We start from the raw sequence: 19,518 nt of genomic DNA, 5'->3' as shown, positions 1-19,518 counted from the left end.
ATATCAAAATAAATTATTAAACAGTAATACCATCAATAGCTGCAACAGTATGTATGTCTTTATCACCGCGACCCGATAAATTAACGATAATGTTTTGGTTCGGAGACATCGTTTTTGCTAGCTTCATAGCATAGGCCACAGCATGACTTGACTCAAGAGCCGGTATAATCCCTTCTACTCGCGTTAATAAGCGAAATGCATTTAATGCTTCATCATCATTAATTGCTTGATAAACAACGCGCCCCGTATCTTTTAAATAAGAATGTTCCGGGCCAACACCAGGATAATCCAAGCCTGCAGATATTGAATGAGTATCCTTAATTTGGCCAAACTCATCACATAATAAATAAGTTCGATTACCGTGTAATACGCCGGGTTTACCCGCTATCAGTGATGCCGCATGCTCACCGGTTTCCAAACCCTTACCACCAGCCTCAACACCATAAATAGCAACCGAAGAGTCATTCAAGAATGGATAAAATAAACCTATGGCATTTGAGCCGCCACCAACACAAGCAACTAAAGCATCTGGTAGTTGGCCCGCTTTTTCAAGAAATTGCTCTCTAGCTTCTATACCTATCACCGCTTGGAAATCTCTAACCATTTGAGGATAAGGATGAGGTCCTGCCACTGTTCCTATAATATAAAAGGTATCATCAACATGACCTACCCAATCACGCATTGCCTCATTTAAAGCATCTTTAAGTGTTTTTGAACCAGAAGTGACAGGAACAACCTCTGCCCCTAATAATTTCATACGATAAACATTACTGGATTGACGTTTAATATCCTCAGACCCCATATAAACAACGCACTCAAAACCAAATTTTGCAGCTACTGTTGCCGACGCTACGCCATGTTGTCCGGCGCCTGTTTCAGCAATGATTCGAGTTTTCCCCATACGCTTGGCCAATAGAGCCTGTCCAACAGTATTATTGATTTTATGAGCGCCCGTATGATTTAAATCTTCACGCTTAAGATAGATTTGAGCACCACCTATTTCCCGACTTAACCGGGCTGCATGGTACAAAGGACTAGGACGCCCTACATAATCCTTTAGCTCCATGCGTAATTCAGCTAAAAACTCAGGATCTTTACGGTATTTGACATAGGCATTTTCTAATTGCTGCAAAGGATGAATTAATGTATCTGCAACAAATATTCCACCATATGGACCAAAATGACCATGTTCATCAGGAAGTTCTTTCTTATTCATTGTATGCCCCATAATACCTTAATAAATTGACTCATTTTTAAATGATCTTTTATGCCTGGTTCTGACTCTACCCCACTAGAAACATCCACTGCATAAGGATTCATTTTAATTGCATCGAGCACATTAAATTGATTAAGACCCCCAGCCAAAATGTAAGGCTTAGGTAAGTCTGGCGGAATAATATTCCAATCAAAAGTTAACCCTGTCCCGCCTCGATTGGTTACCGAAGGTGTATCCAGAAGTAACGCACTGGCTTTTGAATATCGCTCCATTTCTTGTTTTATTTGGTCAGCTGTTTGTGGTTGTATTGCTTTAATAAACGGTTTGCCGAATTGTTGGCAAAATTCTGGTGATTCATCACCATGAAATTGTAATAATTGTATCGGTAATTTTTTCAGTATTTGCTCGACCAACTTCATTTCTGGGTTTACCAATACAGCTACTGCAGACACAAAAGGCGGGATGTTATCCAATAAAGGCCTAGCAGTTTCTATAGTAACATTGCGAGGGCTTTTAGGATAAAAGATCAAACCAATGGCGTCAACGCCCAGACTTATTGCATGGGCTACATCTTCGGCACGTGTCATACCACACATTTTGACTCGAGTACGAGATGAGTTCAATTACTTCTCCCAGAGAAACAAAGGGCCTGGACTATTCTGTAAAACACCAAAAATCTGAGGATAATTTACTTGTACTAAATAGAGACCATATGGAGGTGCCGTTTCCGCACCTAACTTTCTATCTTTAGCATTCAATACATCGTTTACCCAAGAAGCAGAATGTTTTCCAGAACCCACAGAAATTAAGACCCCAGCGATATTTCTTACCATATGATGCAAAAAAGCATTTGCAGTAATATCTATAACCACTAAATCCCCTGAGCGCGAAACCTTTATTTCATGTACATTACGCATTGGGGTTTTAGATTGACACTCAACTGAGCGAAAGGAGGTAAAGTCGTTTTCTCCTAACAGGCTTTGTGCTCCTTGATGCATGACACGATGATCTAATTGACGATACTGCCAACTGACATTGCTGCGAAGTAAAGCAGGTCTAATTGCCCCATTATAAATTATATAACGATATCTTCTGCTTGTTGCAGAATAACGAGCATGGAACTCTTCAGGCATCTCTTTTCCCCATTTGACACAGACGTCTTTAGGTAAAAAGGAGTTTGCTCCATGTATCCAAGCACGTATGGTACGTTCTTTGTCACAATCAAAATGGATAATCTGATTCGTAGCATGAACACCGGTGTCGGTTCTTCCTGCACAAACCACTGAAATAGTACTATCAGCTACTTTCGACAAAGCATGCTCAACAGCATGTTGGACAGTATGCAAGCCCGTTTGTGCTTGCCAGCCATGATATCGACTTCCATCGTATTCAACCACTAAGGCAATACGCATTCAATATTCCTGATAAAAAGGGTCAATTTATAATACCCTATTTGTTTTGTCTATACCTAGATTAACCTAAATTAACGAGAGCTGGCGTAAAAGATGGAGTGAATAATACTCAGGCACACAATAGACCTCTGTCCAAACTCGGCGTGGAGGATCAGTTGCGAGGAGACCTGGGGCGCAGAACCGGGGTGTACACGAAAGTTACATGAGGATTCAAGCACCGTATCGACGAAGCAAGTCGTCTCTGTAGCAAGTTGGGAAAAAGGCCTAATAACTAATTTATTTCTCTTTTATTTGATTTAATAGACGTAGGGCCTCTGTTTTTTGTTTTTCACTACCATGTTCTAACACCTCATCTAAAGAAGCTTTTGCTGACTCTAAATCATCCATACTGATATAAGTGTTAGCCAATGCCAATAAAGTATCCAATGCCGCTTTGCTTTTTAAAGGACTTGCTGTTTTAGAGTTGCCTATTTCTGATGTTTCTTTAATATTGGAATGAAGGTCTTTGTCTACCTTATCCTCATCTTTGTCAACACTGTTTTCTCTATTAGAATCAGCAAAAAACGCAGCAAGCTCTGGATCTACATCAATAGTGTTATGTTCTAGTACGATTTCTTCTTTCTCATTAGCGTTAGCAGGCTCATCAAGTACAAAATCACGTGCAAACTCAACTTTTTCCGAAGATGGATTATTCTCGCTTTCAACAGTTTGCTGAGAATCAGCTTGTTGATTTCCCTCGCCCTTATCTTCCTCTATGGATACAGTAGGTACAAAATCTATTCCATTATCACTTTCTTCAGTGTTTTCTGGTTTGCTTATCTCTTGTTCTCTTTGCTTAGTAAGAATTTGATGCAACCCTGGCTCAAACTCCAACATTTCATTAGTTGAAGATTCCTCGTGTTTCTGTTTTTGCTCGTTGCGCTTTAATTTTTCAGGTTCATCCATTTCAGCTATTGAGTTAACATCTTCCAATGAATGTTGGATTTGAGTTGCCTCATTATCAGTTTCTTTGTTAAGACTAGACTCAAACTCTAAAAGAGGTTCTTCTTTGGGCTCCTCTTTTTTTATTACCTCGGCATCACCTAAATCCCCTTTTACATTATCTATAGTAAGCTCTGTTTGTTTTTTCACTGACTGAACGTCCACGATTTCAGTAGGTTCAAGAGATGACTCTGACTGAGCGGTTATTTCTGTTTTAGAGTCCATAGCGTTTGTTCCTACTGACAAGGTTATATGTTCCTCACCAGCAGACGGAGACCCTATTCTCTCTTCAATAAGAGAGGGATTTTTTTCAATTTCTGCAGCAGGTTTATCAAGCTTCTTATACGCCGAATCAGTTAACGCTTCCGCTGCTTTAGCTGTAATATCTATTGTCCGAGTCACCGCTTCTTGTATAGAAACTTCTGCGGCTTTTACTGGTTCTGAAGTCACTTCAGGAGTGACTCTTTTAGGTACAATTGGTTCACTAGATAAAAAGGGTTGTTCCTTAGTTTCTTTTTCTCGAAGTTTGAAATACCAATAAGCGAATCCCCCTCCTCCGGCAGCCACAACTAATAGAAGCACTAATGTCCAAAAACTCGATGACTGATTATCTGCTATAGGAGAACTTACCTGGCCACTGACAGCCAGACGTTGTTTCATCAGCGTTTGCATTTGTGTTCTAATCGCTTTCATTTCTTTATCACGCTGAGTCAATTGTTTTTGCAAATTTTTATTTTGATCCTGAAGCAAATGAAGCTGTTCCATTAGTAAGGCATTGGACTCTCGTACAGATTCAACAGCCGCCGAGGTAATAGAAAGTTCCGTTTTCATAATAGAATTTTGATCTAAATGCTGCGCACTATTATTTTGTGCTGGCTGTGCTTGATTCACATTACTTGTAGAGTTAACACCCGTTGAAGGTATTAGTTGAGGCATAATATTTTGATTAGGCATAATGGCCTGAATTGTAAACTTAGGTATGGTTGGAATTTCCGTGCTTTTTGCTTTTGAGTCACTCTGAATTTGTGGTACAGGATTAGTGACTTGTCCATGTGTATATGGCGGTGAAAGCACATGATTTATAGGTGTTTTTTCATTCCATGCTTTATCATGAGCCATTACTTCTGCTGTAGCTAGTTCTGCAGGTACTTTTGCAATTTCATTAGTGGCGGGAATGGTCAAACGAACTCCTACTTTCAATCCGTTTAAGTTACCCTCCGTAAATGCATTAGGATTTACACCAACGATGGCAAGTACAACTTGAGGCAAAATAACTTCAGAAGCCTTATATCTTTGAGCAATTTGCCAAACATTTTCGTTAGCAATGGTTGGTCCATAGGTGGTTTGTTTCTTACTATCCTTGAGCGATACAGGGTTATGTTGCACTTCAGTGATAATTGCTTTCTCTATAACTCCAGGCTCGGATTTATGGCCTATGCTTTTTTTATAGTAAGTAGGACTACTGTGAGCTCTGGTTGAAACTAATTGATAGCCCGGAGGATCTAGCAATACAGTATATGCTTTATAGAGCTGTCCTCCAGGCCAAGTTAAATCAACGACTAACTCCATATAGGGTTCACTCATACGCTCACGAGACTGAACCTTAATAACAAACTTGCCCTTAACGTTTTTTTCGATATTAAAATGCAATAAAGATAAGACAGCAACTCGCTCTAAACCTAGTTGTTGAAAATTATCAGGATCAGCTACCGCAACTTTGATACCTACTACAGGTGAACTGCCCACATCTAATAATTCAATTTCGGCTAAAAAAGGCTGATCGAGAGATGACTTAACTGTCATTTCTCCTAGGCCAATAGCATTAACAGCCATTGGAAAAAGTAATGCCAATAGCGCAGCATTTAAGACAGTTTTTTTCAATCAAAACTCCACGCACACTGTATGACAGAGTGATAAATATCTATAAAAATTAACATTAACTAATGGCCTATTCAAGAAATCCACTTAATAATAGATTATAATCATCTAGTTATGATTAATTATCAGCCAATACAACCTGTATTAAATCAGGCATCCTCCTTGTCACCATTAAATTTTTCGTGATAAGTCTCCGCATCATTTTGTGCTATGCTTTTGTTATCGCTTTTTGTATTAAGATTCCTTGTAACAAAGGTAGTTTTGGTCCGGGATCTGTATATCGCTTGTTATCCTATACCCTAAAAAGAATCTAATACCACTAAAAAGGCTGTTCTATGGAAAGATTCTATGGATATATAGTTTGGCTTATTGTCACTTTATTTGTCGTCTATGCTTTCTGTTTAAATACCGCTGCAGCTGTTTTTGCTGATACTGTAAAAGCAACTCTTGGTGTTAATAGCTTCAGTATCTCTATGGCTATGAGTGCTTTCATTTTTAGTTTTGCCTGTATGCAAATACCTGCAGGATACTTGCTGGATAAATTTAATCCACGACTAATAGTTAGCATTGGTATCTTGTTGCTTGCTTTAGGAAACATACTTACTTCTTTTGCTCATACCCTTACTTTATTTACCCTATCTAACATCGTGCAAGGCAGCGGTGCCTCATTTGCATTTGTTTCCGCAGCTGTTTTAATATCACAATGGTTTTCTGAATTAAAATTTCCAATATTATTTGGCTTTACTCAAACCGTCTCTTGTATTTTATCCGGTATTATTCATTATTATTTCTCTATTGAATTAAGTACTTATACTTGGAACGAGATTTATCGTTCATTGTCCTTATTTGGTTTTGCATTATTTTTATTATCTCTACTCACCGTAAAATCACCCTCTTATTATAAGCCTGAGGCAAATATCTCATTAAAAAACTCACTTTCAATTGTCCTAAAAAATAAACAAATACTCTTATGCTCGGCCGCTGCAGCCATGTCTTTTGGAGTGCTTTTAGCCTACGCCGGTCTTTGGTATCTCAAAATTCAATCGTACTATTTGGTTGCAAATATCCAAGCTGTTGTTATAAGCGGTATGATTTTTGTGGGAATTGGCATTGGCACACCTTTTTTAGGTTGGTTATCCAATAGAGTAAAATCAAGAGTCATGGTAATTCATATAACCTTGTGCTTAGGTACTATGGCATTAATTTTAGGCATATACCTCCCCCACTTTGGTTCTCAAGACCTTATATTAGTTCAAATTATTTCCTTTTTAATTGGTTTTTTCCTTTCAGGTTCCATGCTGTTTTATACCGTAATCAGCGAATTATCAACGAATGCAACACGAGGAGTTGCCATTAGTGTCTTAAATACAGCTGTTTTTTTATTTAATACATTGATGATGTTTCTTCCCTATCTCTTCTTAACCTCTTTATCTAAAGAGTTTTTTACTTATTTATGGACATTACCATTTTTCATCTTAATTGCCATATTGTTACTTTACTTTATTAAAGAGAGTTTTTTAGTTGGAGAAGAGCGTAGACCGGGCAACAAGTTGCCCGACAAACCCGTCTAACTATAGGCACAAGTGAATGAGGAGAAGAAGTATTGAAGCTGAGCAAGCTTACAACGCCGCATAAAGTTTAGTGGATAGCGCCGGAGCTAAAAAAGTACTGGAATATGCCCAGTCCTGAGATATTTTACCAGGAAAATATCGCTATGAATGCTTGAAATGATACTCTGTAGAGTACAAAAAAGCCGGGCAATTTGTTGCCCGACTAATCATACTCCAACCGCATCAACAGATTAGACTTTTCCCTTCTTAGCTAGGAACAGAACGTTCCTCTTCAAGGAAAGTGACTTTTCCTGTTTTTATATCATGCACTCCAGCAACAATTCCTACTTGTTTGTTTTTAACTAAATCTCTAAGAATAGGGCTTCTCTCCTGAATTTCTCTTACAACGTGTAGTGCATTTGCTTTGGCTATTGAATCTACAAGTTTCGGATCAGCACAATTTTTAGAGTGTTCCTCTTTCATAGTGCTTTGTACTACGGGTTGGATTTTATCTAAAACATCAGTTAAATGTCCTAATTTAACGTCATTGCATGCTCCAGCAACTGCTCCACATGAAGTATGGGCTAGTACTACTATCAAGCGAGAACCAGCAGCCTTGGTAGCAAACTCCATACTCCCAAGAATATCGTCATTAAGTACGTTTCCAGCAACACGTAAAGTAAATAAATCAGCTAAACCCTGGTCAAAAAATAACTCAGGGACACTACGAGAATCCATACAATTAAGTACAACGGCAAATGGATATTGACCGTAAGAAGAAAGGTGAGCTTGTTTTAAATAATCTCGAGTTTTCTGGGTGTTAGTCAAAAAGCGTTGGTTTCCATCCTTTAATCGCTGCAACGCTTGTTTAGGTGACATTTGTTGTTGTTTTGTTTGGCTCATCGTCTTCCCAAGTACGGATAATTCGGGCTCCGCAGCGTGAGTGATGCCGCTAAAAAAACAGAGACTGCTCGTCAAAAAAACTATATTTTTTAATATGGAACGGTACATTAATAAACTCCTTATATAAATTCAATATTCCTGAAATAGGATAATAACTTGACTTAGGATAAGTTCCTAATATTTTTTTCATTAACTCAATTCCCTATCTTGCTCTATTGGATTGCATAATTCATAATGGCCACCTCGATTTTTTAGGGAACACTATGTCAGCATCATTACTAGATGGAAAGCGTGTAGCATCTCTTCGTCGAAATGAATTAAAACTGCGATTACAACATTATGTCGCCCAAGGAAATCAGGCCCCTGGTTTAGCTGTTGTTCTTATCGGTAATGATCCTGCATCTGCTATTTATGTCAATAATAAAAGAAAAGCATGTGAAGAAGTGGGTATCAAATCACACTCTTATGATTTGCCTGAAGAAACAAGCCAAAATGAGCTGCTTGAGCTTATTGATAAATTAAATAGCTCCGATGAAATTGATGGTATTCTCATTCAACTCCCTTTACCCAAACATATTAATGAAACAGTAGTTATTGAGCACATTAAGCCAGAAAAAGACGTCGATGGGTTTCATCCTTATAATCTGGGTAGACTCGCGCAAAGAAATCCTCTTCTGCGCCCGTGCACTCCTCTTGGCATCATGAACTTATTGCGACACTACAATTTGGAAGTAAAAAGAAAACATGCGGTTGTCATTGGGGCATCAAATATTGTTGGTCGTCCTATGAGTTTGGAATTATTGCTTGCTGGAGCAACGGTCACCGTATGCCATAAATTTACCCAAGATCTACAAAAATACATAACAATAGCTGACTTTATTATAATAGCTACCGGAGTAAAGGACTTAATCAATACTGAATGGCTCAATAAATCACAAGTACTTATTGACGTAGGCATGCACCGCTTACCCGATGGCAGTCTCAGAGGCGATGTTGATTTTTCAAAGGCAGTTGATAAAGTATCTTGGATCACACCAGTGCCTGGTGGCGTTGGTCCTATGACGATAGTTACTTTGCTTGAAAATACTGTGATGGCTAAGCTTGGGGCCGCTTACAACTCTCTCGCTTGAACTAAGTGAGTCGAGTCGCAAACGCATTCCCCTTTTGGGATAAACTTATTTATCAAGCTCATCCCAATTAAACTCACCGCCTAACTCATCAAAATCATCCTTAAATTCATCTTTTAAACGTTTACGTTCAAGTCGTTCTTCAAGCATTCGCTTTATCCTTTTCTTTTTGGGTAAATCCTCAATCTCTTCATCGTAATTATAATCAGAGAAAGATTGATGATCATGATCCTCATGTAAACTCATGCTACTCCCCTTTTATTTTGATCTATTTTTGAAATTATAGAGTATATTTTAAGTATTCTGCAACTTATAGAAACAAACTATTCATCTTATATAGAATGATAGGGAACAGACTTACTATTCTGGTATAATAGTAAAAATTCCCTAATAAAATTATTGTCTATGCTTAGTTATCAACACGGTTATCACGCCGGCAATTTTGCTGATGTAATTAAACACATCTCGTTAACTCGACTTCTTGCTTATCTAACACAAAAAGATAAGCCATTATTCTATCTAGAAACTCATTCCGGAAAGGGGCTGTACCATCTCAAAGACAGGCAAGCAGAAAAAACAGGGGAATATAAAGAGGGCATTCAACCTATTTGGGATAATAGAAACTCTTTACCAACAATTTTCAAAGAGTATATACACGCTATAAAACGGTTAAATGAGACTGGCTTTCTTAATTTTTATCCTGGTTCCCCTTATCTCGCGCTGCAAGCACTACGTCCGCAAGATCGAGCTTATTTTTGCGAGCTTCATCCAGCAGAGTTTGAGGCTCTTGCCCACATACCGCGATTTAATAAAAAAGCCCATTTAAGTAATACAGATGGCATAGCAGCTCTTAATGCGTTATTACCTCCTCCAGAAAAACGAGGTTTAATTTTTATTGATCCTTCTTTTGAAATCAAAGAAGAATACAAACAAATCCCACTTGCTATTAAACGTTCATTTACTCGGTTTGCTACCGGTGTTTACTGTCTTTGGTACCCAGTAGTTAACAAAAAATTAACTGAGCAGTTGATTCGCGGCATGAAAGAGATAAAGGCTAATAATGCAGTAAGAGTTGAATTTAATTTAACTCTAGCTCCTAAAGATGGTATGACAGGGTGTGGCTTATGGATTATCAATCCACCCTATACTTTTGCTGCAGAAATTAAAACAGTATTAGATACTCTGAGAACCTACTTTAATCCTGGTATTTCTTCTTATATAGTAGAAACACACCCGATGATCGAGAAATAAAAAATGACTGTTTATCCAATACCCGCTTTTTTAGATAACTATATCTGGGCTATAGTTGATGACAAGAAAGGGGTATTTGATTGTGTAGATCCTGGGGAGGCAGAACCAGTATTTGAATTTGCTAAAGCGCATCATTTGAAATTACGCTCTATTTTATTAACTCATCATCATAGTGATCACATTGGTGGTGTTGGCCATTTAATAAAGGCCTACCCTAATTGTATTGTCTACGGTCCTTTTGATGACAGAATCCCATATATAACCAACCATGTGAGGGAAAATGATATCATCCAAGTAGGTGAGTCTTCTTATACCGTTTTATTTAATCCAGGTCACACTTCAACGCATATCAGTTATTATGAACCAAAGCAAAAAAGTCTATTTTGTGGCGACACGCTATTTTCAGCGGGATGTGGTCGTGTATTCGATGGCACTATGGACGAATTACATCAATCCATGTTGCTATTCAAAAAACTCCCGGAAGATACCAAAATTTTCTGTGCTCATGAATATACGCAACAAAATCTAAGATTTGCACAAACAATAGAACCCCAGAACTCTGATATTAGTAATCACCTACAACAACTGAAAAAAGTCCCTTCGAGTTGTTCCTTGCCCTCTACTTTGGCTTTGGAATTATCAATAAATCCCTTTTTGCGTACTGACATTAGCGACGTAATCAATTATGCCTTACAGCATGGGGCATCCTCTTCTTCATCAAAAGATGTATTTGCTACGCTTAGAACGCAAAAGAATAATTTTAAATAACGTGTGAGTTCGACATAAATGAACGTTATCCCGTATCAATAAAGACTTGTTCGATAGCCAAGGGATAGGTAAAAGTTAGATCCTTATCATTCGTTAGCAATCAAGTAGGTTTATTAGTTCGCTGACTTTTAGTAAACTGGTCGGCTAGTTCCTTGCAGCGGTAATACCATTGAAATTTAAGTTATTCATAATAAAGTCTTTTTTATTTTGCATCTTAATATTCATTGGCACATCTAATCATGCGTTCGCTCGTAATGTACCCAATATATGGGATGTATTACGCAGTGAATTTAAACTAAATCACGAACTATCACGCCCTGAAGTCCGAGAACAAATTCGCTGGTTAGCTGCTCATCCTGGTTATATACAAAAAGTATGTAACCAATCAGAACCGTATATCTACCACATTGTTGCTGAAATAAGAAAACGAAAATTGCCCGGGGAACTGGCTCTCCTCCCCATGATAGAAAGTGCTTTTAACCCATTTGCCTATTCTAGAGTGGGAGCTGCGGGTTTATGGCAGTTCATGCCAGAAACAGGCACTGCCTACGGTCTTAAACAAGATTGGTGGTTTGATGGAAGACGCAGTATCAATCAATCAACCGATGCCGCATTAAATTATCTCTTTTATCTTAACAAGTTTTTTAATGGGAGCTGGATATTTGCCATTGCAGCTTATGACGCTGGTGAAGGGACTATTTCTCGCGCTATTAAGGCTCTCAACAGACGCTCGGTTGATTTTTGGAGCCTCCCTGTACCCAGTGAAACCAAAATTTATGTACCTCGTTTATTAGCTCTATCTGAAATTATAAATAATCCAGGGCTCTATAAAATATCGCTGCCTTACATTCCCTATCGTCCCTATTTTGAGGAAGTCAATGTTGGTAGTCAGATTGATTTGAGTCATGCTGCAAAACTGGCCGGTATCAGCTATAAAGAGTTAATTAAGTTAAATCCAGGATTCAATCGCTGGGCCACCGCTCCATACGAACCCTTTCGCCTCTTAATTCCTGCAGAAAAAGTAGGACGATTTATTCTTAATCTAGCCAATGTCCCTGAAGAAAAACGTGTAAGTTGGAGAAAACATCAAGTCAGACCAGGAGATAATCTGGATAATATTGCAGCTCGATACCATACTACTGTTAATTTGGTTAAAAAACTTAATCAATTAAAAGCGAATACCGTCATACCCAATCAACCTCTCTTAATACCGACTAGTAAAAATGCTGTTGTAGAAGTTAGAAAAGAAAGCTCCCCTCTTTTACCGACCATTCGTCCATTATTAGCACCAAGTAATAGGCGCATTATTCATATTGTACAAAACAATGACTCTTTTGAAAAAATCCAACGTCTTTATGGGGTCTCTGGAAGAGCCATCCTCAGTTGGAATAACCTACCTGATGCTAAATTATTGCGTCCAGGGCAGCAACTCATTATATGGAGAAAAGTAAGGCAACCTGTTGAATATACTATTCGGCGTGGAGACCGCCTGGATACTATTGCTAAGCTTTATCAAACTCAAGTTGAGGCAATTCTCCGCTTAAATCCGGGATTGAATAAAAATCAACCTCTCATTCTAGGACAAAAAATATTGGTAGGATAACGGACGTTAAGTCGAATCATCATGATTTATTTTATTATAACGCTATGAAGCCTGGAGGTGTGTGTAAAAAATTGTGTTATACTCAATATAACTTCTTAATAAATTAGATAATATGAAATTACTGTTTGATTTTTTTCCTATTCTTTTATTTTTTATAATATTTAAGATCTACGGGATTTATACTGCCACAGCAATTGCGATGATTGCTTCATTAAGCCAAGTCATATTCTACAGATTAAAATTCCAACGTTATGAGAAAATGCATGTGATCAGTCTCATTATAATCATGGTTCTTGGAGGAGCGACTCTCTTTTTTCATAACCCATGGTTTATAAAATGGAAACCAACCGGAATTTATTGGCTTTCCGCCTTAGTATTCCTAAGCTCTAGCTTTATCGGTAGTAAACCACTGATTCAAAAAATGATGGAAGCCAATGTGAATTTAACTTCCAAAATATGGCACCGACTTAATACCGCCTGGTCTGTTTTTTTTATAGTAATGGGGGCACTAAATCTTTATGTAGCCTATCATTATGATACAGATGCTTGGGTTAATTTCAAACTATTTGGTGGTGTTGGTTTTACTTTACTTTTTGTTCTAATACAGGCTTTTTATCTAACAAAACATATGGAAGAGAAAGGACTGGAAAAACAGCAATAAAAATATCGTCATTTATAATGATAATATGATAGATTTCTTTAATGAACTTATTGCGACAAAGGAAATGTAAGGAGAACTGGACGCGGAATCACAGTGCATGCTCGAATAAAAAACGATTTGAGCCCTGTATCGATAAAACAATTTTCCGCTGTAGTAACGTTTCAGATAAGCCTAATAAAGTAGGAGCCACGATGAGATTATTACTTGTTGAAGACGATGAACTACTCGGCGATGCTGTCAAAACAGGACTAACCCAATTTGGTTATATTGTTGACTGGCTAAAAGATGGAGAAGCAGCGCGAGCTGCCTTAAAGTCTGAATCATTTGAGTTAATTATCCTAGATTTAGGTTTACCTAAACTATCAGGATTAGTTTTATTGCAACACATCCGACAGGAAGGAAATGCCACGCCTGTTATCATTTTAACTGCTAGAGAATCTATAGAAGATAGAGTAAAAGGCTTAGATAGTGGTGCAGACGACTATCTGATAAAACCTTTTGACTTAAATGAATTGAGTGCGCGCATTAGAGCTCTAGTAAGACGCTCTCAAGGTCGAGCAGATTCTGTTCTTCAATACAAAAATATTACTCTGGATCCCGCTGCCCATTCAGTATTTGTTGACGATGTTCTGATCAATGTTCCACGTCGAGAGTTTGCTCTTTTACAAAAACTACTCGAAAATAGTGGCCAAGTATTGTCTCGTGAACAACTCATGCAAAGCATTTATGGTTGGGAAGAGGATGTCGATAGCAACGCTCTAGAAGTCCATATTCATAATTTACGAAAAAAACTCAATGCAAATTTTATTCGTACCATTAGAGGCGTCGGTTATATGGCAGAGAAAAATGATGGTGTAACTGTATCGTGAAGTCGTCTATCAGAAAATTTTTATTAATTAATCTTTTACTAGCGATAACCATTACCACCACCCTAACAGCTATAGGTAATTACTATCTAGATCAAAAAGATATTCAAGATCATTTAGATACCTTAATGGCTATTTCTGCCTTATCTTATCAAGCATTATTGGGTGACGATCTACATCAAAGACCACTTACAAAAATTCAAGATGCTTTGGAAACTATCCCCCAAAAAATTGAAGCCTATTATCAAAAAAAATACTTGAATGATGAACCCCCAGAAAATTATTTGGATAAATTTAATTTTCAAGTATGGACGAATGGAGGAAAATTATTATTACACTCCTCTACGGCACCTAAAATCCCATTAACAGCAGAGATAGATGGCTTTAGCGATAAAAAAATTTCCGATCAAAATTGGCGTGTATTCACTACATATAATGAAAAGGCAGGTATTCGTACTGTCTTAGCAGAACGCTATGACACGCGCAACGAATTGGGGCATCGTATTGCTCAAGATGATTTATACATCATGCTGCTGACTTTCCCATTATCTGGCTTATTAATCTGGATTATTATTGGTCGAGGGCTAGATAGTTTGGACAAAGTTGCTCAGGAGGTGGCCAACAGAGCGCCCAGCCACCTTGAGCCAGTGGACTTACAGGAAGTCCCCGAGGAAATTAAGCCCGTTATCGATGAACTAAATAAATTATTTTTTAGACTTAAAGAAGGCTTCGAGCGTGAAAAACGGTTTGCAGCAGATGCAGCACATGAGCTCAGAACTCCCCTTGCAGCGCTAAAAACCCAGGCGCAAGTAGCACTTTACTCCAATGACATCGAAGAAAAAAATCAGGCGCTCCAAAAGTTAATTGCTAGTGTCAACCGTAGCACCCATGTGGTTCAGCAATTATTAACCATGAGTAAACTTGTTCCTGAAGCATCGAGTATCAATGAAGAGGATGAAGTCAATTTAAGTAAATTAACGCGAGAAACCCTCGCTATGCTTGCTCCTTCTGCAGTAGAAAAACAAATTGAGCTTGAATTCGAAAATGATGAAAATACACCAAAGATCAAAGGTAATCCCACAGCTTTAAGTATTTTAATTCGTAACCTGGTTGATAATGCTATTCGCTATTGTCTTGAAAATGGTCGAGTGATTGTTCGTCTAACTCGTCATGCGAACCAGGAGATCATGCTCGAAGTCGGTGATAACGGTCCAGGAATACCCCCCGAACTACAAGCACGAGTTTTTGAGCGATTTTTTAGAGTCCTTGGTAATAAAAGTCCCGGTTCAGGGCTTGGACTTGCGATTGTACAACAAATTTGTGAGTTACACGGAGGTCGAGTCATGCTGGATTCTCAAAAAATTGGTACCGGCCTTATAGTCAGAGTGTTCCTTCCTGTAAAAGGAAAAAGGTAATAACTACTTAATTGGTGTATTTAATTTCTCTTTAGTCAAATTCATATACTCTTTAATAGTTAATATCCCCTTCTCATTAAAGTGCTCCCAATTTTTCTCAATAATTTTTATTAACTGAACTTTATTCACATATTGTGCCAGCGTAATTAATAACTGACCGCCATAAACTGAGCTATTAGTTGCTTCAATAAAAGTCTCCGTAGTTAGCGTCTTATCTTGTCGAAAAAGACTTTTAACCGCACTATGAACAGAGACTACATCATATAAAGCACTATATGCATTAGCAAAAGTACTGTGTTTTTCTTTAATTTCTCTTAATTGAATATTTAACTGTTTTAATGTTAATGAAGGGCCAGTTTCTTCCGACAACAATGGATATTGTTCAACGGTACTAAAGAGCTGTTGTTCTTCGGTATTTAACCTAAAATTACCCTTCCTTACTTTATCTATTATTCGATTTTTCTGTGAGATGATTCCTTTCTCTATAAACTTAATATCAAAACTCAGTTTTTTCCTAATTCGACTCTCTTGCTCTGGTAGTTCTTTATTCAACTTATTAACTATACTCTTTAATTTTGCTACCTTCTCGTTAACGAAACCCATGGGCTCTTCTTCTTTAGTATTCGATTCCAATAGGACTTCATCAAATTGTAATTTGATTACATCGACTCCCTCTAAATCTAAATGTATTTGAGTTAATTTGCTTTCAATATCCCTATAAATATTATCAAACTCTTTCTGTATGCCGGTAATCTGCTCCTCAACCTTTTGTATTGCCTGTTGTTGCGCTAAATCAAGCTGTGCTTGTTGCCGTTGAATGGTTGTAATTGCTTCATCGAGTTTTTCAGTTAAAGCCTCTAACTTATCTTTATCACTTTGACACAACTGTATTGCTTTATGTAATCTGGATATGCTGTCTTGCTGATCATCTAGATCGATGTATTGTTTATCTCCTAGCTCTTTGACTTGTTTCTCTACCGCGTCAATAAGACTCTTTAACGAAGAATCATTGTGGAGAAGCTGTATTTCAGGACTATTAAGTATTTTTTTTGCATGAGCTATAGATAAATTTTTATGTATAAACGCTTTCTTATAGTCTTGCTCGATAGACTCCAACACATGAATTTTATCTTTTACTTTTTCGCTATATTGAGTGTATTGGTGTTGGTATTCGTTTAATTGTTCTATTCCATATTGATAAGATACTAACTCATCTTCTGTGGTGCTTGCTTCATTAAGCTTTTTTTCTATTTGTTTCATTAATACTGTATATTCCATTCGATGGTGCTTCAATTGATTTAAAGCACTCACTAAATCGGGATCATCGGCGATAAGAGAAGAAACAGAATATTGCGCTAACTCGATGTCTTGTTGCAAATTTTCACAAAGTTGTACATAAATTCTTTGCTGTGCGGCAACATCATTATCTACTTGAGCTATTTTAACTAATTGAAGGGCTGTACTAATTTGATTTTTTAACTTGCCAAAATCCTGGCTAAACTCACTTAATCCCAATTCAAGATACTTATACTGTTGCTGAGCATTCAGTATCCTTTTTTTTCTTTTAACTCTTTTATCTGTCTCTACTGCATCTATGGGGTCATTAATTTGTGGGGGAAGAGGTGGGGGATCCTCAGAAGGTAACTGTCTAATTAAAGTAATATAGTTTCCTACATAGTTTTTTATTTTTTCTACTTCGCTCTCTATCTTAGTAAGAGCCTTATTATCTAGAACTGGTTGATTTCCATGATTTTTATATTCTTTCTCAAATAGAGCGATCTCTTCTATAATACCTTCTGCTTTTTTTCGTAATTCACTCTTTTTCATATCTTATTCCTCATTGACAGAGGCAAAATAGATGGAAACTTCCGGTCAAAAAATTCAGTCAAAATGAACCATCATAGCTAATGATATTTAATTCTATTATAGAAGAATATAAGGGGCGAAACATAGCTAAACAATAACTTATCTTAATGATAAAATTTGTAATGCTTCCCGAATTAATTGCTCACAGCTTTTCATTCCATCATCAATTTTGTTTACTGTTTTTGAAGCTTCTTGAGGTTTATAGCCTAAAGCCTCCAATGCACTGATTGCCTCATCTTGACTACGCATTTTGCTTGTAGATTTAGAGGTCAACTCAGAAGGAATTGAGTTAAATTGTTTTATACTATCACGCATTTCAACAACAAGTCGCTCGGCTGTTTTTTTACCAATCCCAGGCAGTTTGGTTAATAAAGCTGCATTTTCCTGCTGAATGCATTGAATAAATTCATTGGGAGAAATACTGGAAAGAATAGCCATTGCAAGTTTAGGGCCAACGCCATTTACTTTAATTAACGCTCTAAATAATGATCGCTCTTCTTTTTCTAAGAAACCATAAAGCAATAGTGCATCTTCACGGACTACTGTATGAATATGCAATCCAACTGGCTTATTTTGTCCATCCATTTGAAAAAAAGTATTAAGTGAGGTTTCGACATCATAGCCCACTCCATTGACATCAATGACTAATTTTCCTGGTTGATGCTTATCAACAATTTGCCCATTTAACCAACCAATCATCGTATTCGTCTCCTTCGACTGAAACCCCTCGTACCGGATAATGCGGATAAGCCATTACGCATGTGACTATGACAAATTGCTATAGCCAATGCGTCTGCAGCATCTTTTTGGGGCGCTTTATTTAGCATAAGCAAATGAACAACCATATGACTGACTTGTTCTTTATCTGCTGCCCCATATCCTACAACAGCTTGTTTAATGGCTCGTGCTGAATATTCATTGATCTTAATGCGATGTGAGGCAGCAGCAACCATAGCAACGCCTCGAGCATGACCTAATTTTAGGGCAGAACTAGGATTCTGATGCATAAATACTTGTTCAATAGCCACTTCGGTAGGAGAGTGACGATCCATCAACTGACATATACCGTCATAAATTTGCAACAATTTATGACTTAATTCACCTTCCGGAGAGGTACGAATACATCCACTATCAATATATTCGATAGTACGATTAGTTTCTTTAATTAAACCGTACCCTGTAATCCTAGATCCTGGATCTATCCCTAAAATAATAGTCATTAATTCATTGATTCTAAAAACTGCTCAGAAAATTCAGCATTACTATAAACTTCCTGGACATCATCAAGATCTTCTAGCATGTCTATTAATTTAATTAAAGATTCAGCCGATTCATCATCAATGGGCACCTGGGTAAGGGCACGCATAGTTAAATGAGATTGTTCTATTTCTAAACCTGCATCATGTAGTGCATTAAGGACGCTATGATATGCCTCAACTGGTGTTATCACCTCTATTTGTCCGTCATCAACTGAAACGTCCGAGGCTCCTGCTTCAATAGCAACCTCCATAACCTGATCTTCAGATTGGCCTGGCCCCATTAAAATCTCACCTTGATTAGAAAAAAGATAAGATACAGAACCATCAGTGCCTAAGTTCCCACCATGCTTTGTAAAAGCATGACGTACCTCCGAAACTGTCCGATTTTTATTGTCAGAAAGACAATCAACCAATACAGCGATGCCTCCGGGACCATATCCTTCATAGCGCATAACAACCATTTCATTGCCATCTAGCCCACCAACACCACGCTTCACTGCATTATCTATAGTGTCACGTTTCATATTAGCATTTAGCGCTTTTTTTACCGCGTCTCTTAGACGAGGATTTGAAGATTCATCGCCTCCACCCATGCGTGCAGCAACAGTTATTTCACGAATTAATTTAGTAAATATTTTTCCGCGTTTAGCATCTTGCACACCTTTACGAAATTTAATATTAGCCCATTTACTATGCCCAGCCATCTCTCCACCTCTAACCAAAATTTAATTGTCAGTACTCATGTTTCTTCTCCATCATCCT

The 19,518-nt window shown here is 37.6% G+C and carries 18 protein-coding genes; 8 read left to right on the top strand and 10 right to left on the bottom strand.

Translation table 11 applies throughout. The features are described 5' to 3' along the window. Positions 1-16 precede the first annotated feature (16 nt). The 4 genes from trpB to LFA_RS05580 all read right to left on the bottom strand — a co-directional run bounded on the left by trpB (position 17) and on the right by LFA_RS05580 (position 5,490). Positions 17-1,216 carry a tryptophan synthase subunit beta gene (gene trpB, locus LFA_RS05595; protein WP_045095302.1) on the bottom strand — a complete coding sequence of 400 codons (1,200 nt, stop codon included), beginning with the start codon at positions 1,214-1,216 and terminating at the stop codon, positions 17-19. Next, on the bottom strand, positions 1,213-1,839 hold the full coding sequence (locus LFA_RS05590) for a phosphoribosylanthranilate isomerase (RefSeq protein ID WP_045095301.1): 627 nt from the start codon (positions 1,837-1,839) through the stop codon (positions 1,213-1,215). The genes trpB and LFA_RS05590 overlap by 4 nt, the downstream gene beginning before the upstream one ends. Continuing rightward, complete coding sequence (truA, locus tag LFA_RS05585) at positions 1,840-2,628, bottom strand: tRNA pseudouridine(38-40) synthase TruA (RefSeq protein WP_045095300.1); 789 nt, start codon at positions 2,626-2,628, stop codon at positions 1,840-1,842. 276 nt (positions 2,629-2,904) lie between these two features. Next, positions 2,905-5,490 (bottom strand): FimV/HubP family polar landmark protein, encoded by a 2,586-nt coding sequence (locus tag LFA_RS05580; protein ID WP_045095299.1) that lies wholly within the window; start codon positions 5,488-5,490, stop codon positions 2,905-2,907. A 332-nt stretch (positions 5,491-5,822) separates the two neighbouring features. On the opposite strand from LFA_RS05580, the gene LFA_RS05575 reads away from it, so the two are divergent. Further along, positions 5,823-7,058 (top strand): MFS transporter, encoded by a 1,236-nt coding sequence (locus tag LFA_RS05575; protein ID WP_045095298.1) that lies wholly within the window; start codon positions 5,823-5,825, stop codon positions 7,056-7,058. 246 nt (positions 7,059-7,304) lie between these two features. On the opposite strand, the gene LFA_RS05570 is transcribed toward LFA_RS05575, so the two are convergent. Then, entirely contained in the window at positions 7,305-8,048 is a 744-nt protein-coding gene (locus LFA_RS05570) for a carbonic anhydrase family protein (RefSeq protein ID WP_045095297.1), read from the bottom strand. A 155-nt stretch (positions 8,049-8,203) separates the two neighbouring features. Between LFA_RS05570 and folD the strand changes: the two genes are divergently transcribed. Then, on the top strand, positions 8,204-9,070 hold the full coding sequence (gene folD / locus LFA_RS05565) for a bifunctional methylenetetrahydrofolate dehydrogenase/methenyltetrahydrofolate cyclohydrolase FolD (protein ID WP_045095296.1): 867 nt from the start codon (positions 8,204-8,206) through the stop codon (positions 9,068-9,070). A gap of 45 nt (positions 9,071-9,115) precedes the next feature. Here the strand turns inward: folD and LFA_RS05560 are convergent, their stop codons facing one another. Then, on the bottom strand, positions 9,116-9,313 hold the full coding sequence (locus LFA_RS05560; protein WP_045095295.1) for a PA3496 family putative envelope integrity protein: 198 nt from the start codon (positions 9,311-9,313) through the stop codon (positions 9,116-9,118). A gap of 159 nt (positions 9,314-9,472) precedes the next feature. Here LFA_RS05560 and LFA_RS05555 point away from each other — a divergent pair, with 159 nt between their 5' ends. The 6 genes from LFA_RS05555 (at position 9,473) to LFA_RS05530 (ending at position 15,631) form a co-directional block, all read left to right on the top strand. Beyond that, a complete protein-coding gene (locus tag LFA_RS05555) occupies positions 9,473-10,318 on the top strand; it encodes a 23S rRNA (adenine(2030)-N(6))-methyltransferase RlmJ (protein WP_045095294.1) in 846 nt (281 codons plus the stop codon). Positions 10,319-10,321: 3 nt separating this feature from the next. Further along, positions 10,322-11,086 carry a hydroxyacylglutathione hydrolase gene (gene gloB, locus LFA_RS05550; RefSeq protein ID WP_045095293.1) on the top strand — a complete coding sequence of 255 codons (765 nt, stop codon included), beginning with the start codon at positions 10,322-10,324 and terminating at the stop codon, positions 11,084-11,086. A gap of 169 nt (positions 11,087-11,255) precedes the next feature. Continuing rightward, the gene (locus LFA_RS05545) at positions 11,256-12,689 is read left to right on the top strand and encodes a lytic transglycosylase (protein WP_045095292.1); all 1,434 of its coding nucleotides are present in this window, start codon (positions 11,256-11,258) and stop codon (positions 12,687-12,689) included. A gap of 112 nt (positions 12,690-12,801) precedes the next feature. Next, positions 12,802-13,350, top strand: coding sequence for a septation protein A (locus LFA_RS05540; protein ID WP_045095291.1), 549 nt, complete (start codon positions 12,802-12,804; stop codon positions 13,348-13,350). 191 nt (positions 13,351-13,541) lie between these two features. Further along, entirely contained in the window at positions 13,542-14,219 is a 678-nt protein-coding gene (locus LFA_RS05535) for a response regulator (RefSeq protein WP_045095290.1), read from the top strand. Then, entirely contained in the window at positions 14,216-15,631 is a 1,416-nt protein-coding gene (locus tag LFA_RS05530; protein ID WP_045095289.1) for an ATP-binding protein, read from the top strand. Before LFA_RS05535 ends, LFA_RS05530 begins: the two co-directional genes overlap by 4 nt. 3 nt (positions 15,632-15,634) lie before the next feature. Here LFA_RS05530 and LFA_RS05525 read toward each other — a convergent pair whose 3' ends face one another. From LFA_RS05525 to LFA_RS05510, 4 genes are all read right to left on the bottom strand, one after another. Then, on the bottom strand, positions 15,635-17,458 hold the full coding sequence (locus tag LFA_RS05525; RefSeq protein ID WP_045095288.1) for a coiled-coil domain-containing protein: 1,824 nt from the start codon (positions 17,456-17,458) through the stop codon (positions 15,635-15,637). A gap of 138 nt (positions 17,459-17,596) precedes the next feature. Beyond that, positions 17,597-18,196 carry a Holliday junction branch migration protein RuvA gene (gene ruvA, locus LFA_RS05520; protein WP_045095287.1) on the bottom strand — a complete coding sequence of 200 codons (600 nt, stop codon included), beginning with the start codon at positions 18,194-18,196 and terminating at the stop codon, positions 17,597-17,599. Beyond that, complete coding sequence (ruvC, locus tag LFA_RS05515) at positions 18,193-18,717, bottom strand: crossover junction endodeoxyribonuclease RuvC (RefSeq protein ID WP_045095286.1); 525 nt, start codon at positions 18,715-18,717, stop codon at positions 18,193-18,195. The genes ruvA and ruvC overlap by 4 nt, the downstream gene beginning before the upstream one ends. Beyond that, on the bottom strand, positions 18,717-19,460 hold the full coding sequence (locus tag LFA_RS05510; protein WP_045095285.1) for a YebC/PmpR family DNA-binding transcriptional regulator: 744 nt from the start codon (positions 19,458-19,460) through the stop codon (positions 18,717-18,719). The genes ruvC and LFA_RS05510 overlap by 1 nt, the downstream gene beginning before the upstream one ends. Between the last annotated feature and the right edge of the window lie 58 nt (positions 19,461-19,518).

The organism is Legionella fallonii LLAP-10, from assembly GCF_000953135.1.
Taxonomy (GTDB): Bacteria; Pseudomonadota; Gammaproteobacteria; order Legionellales; family Legionellaceae; genus Legionella; species Legionella fallonii.
This window is presented reverse-complemented; position numbering and strand designations above follow the sequence as displayed.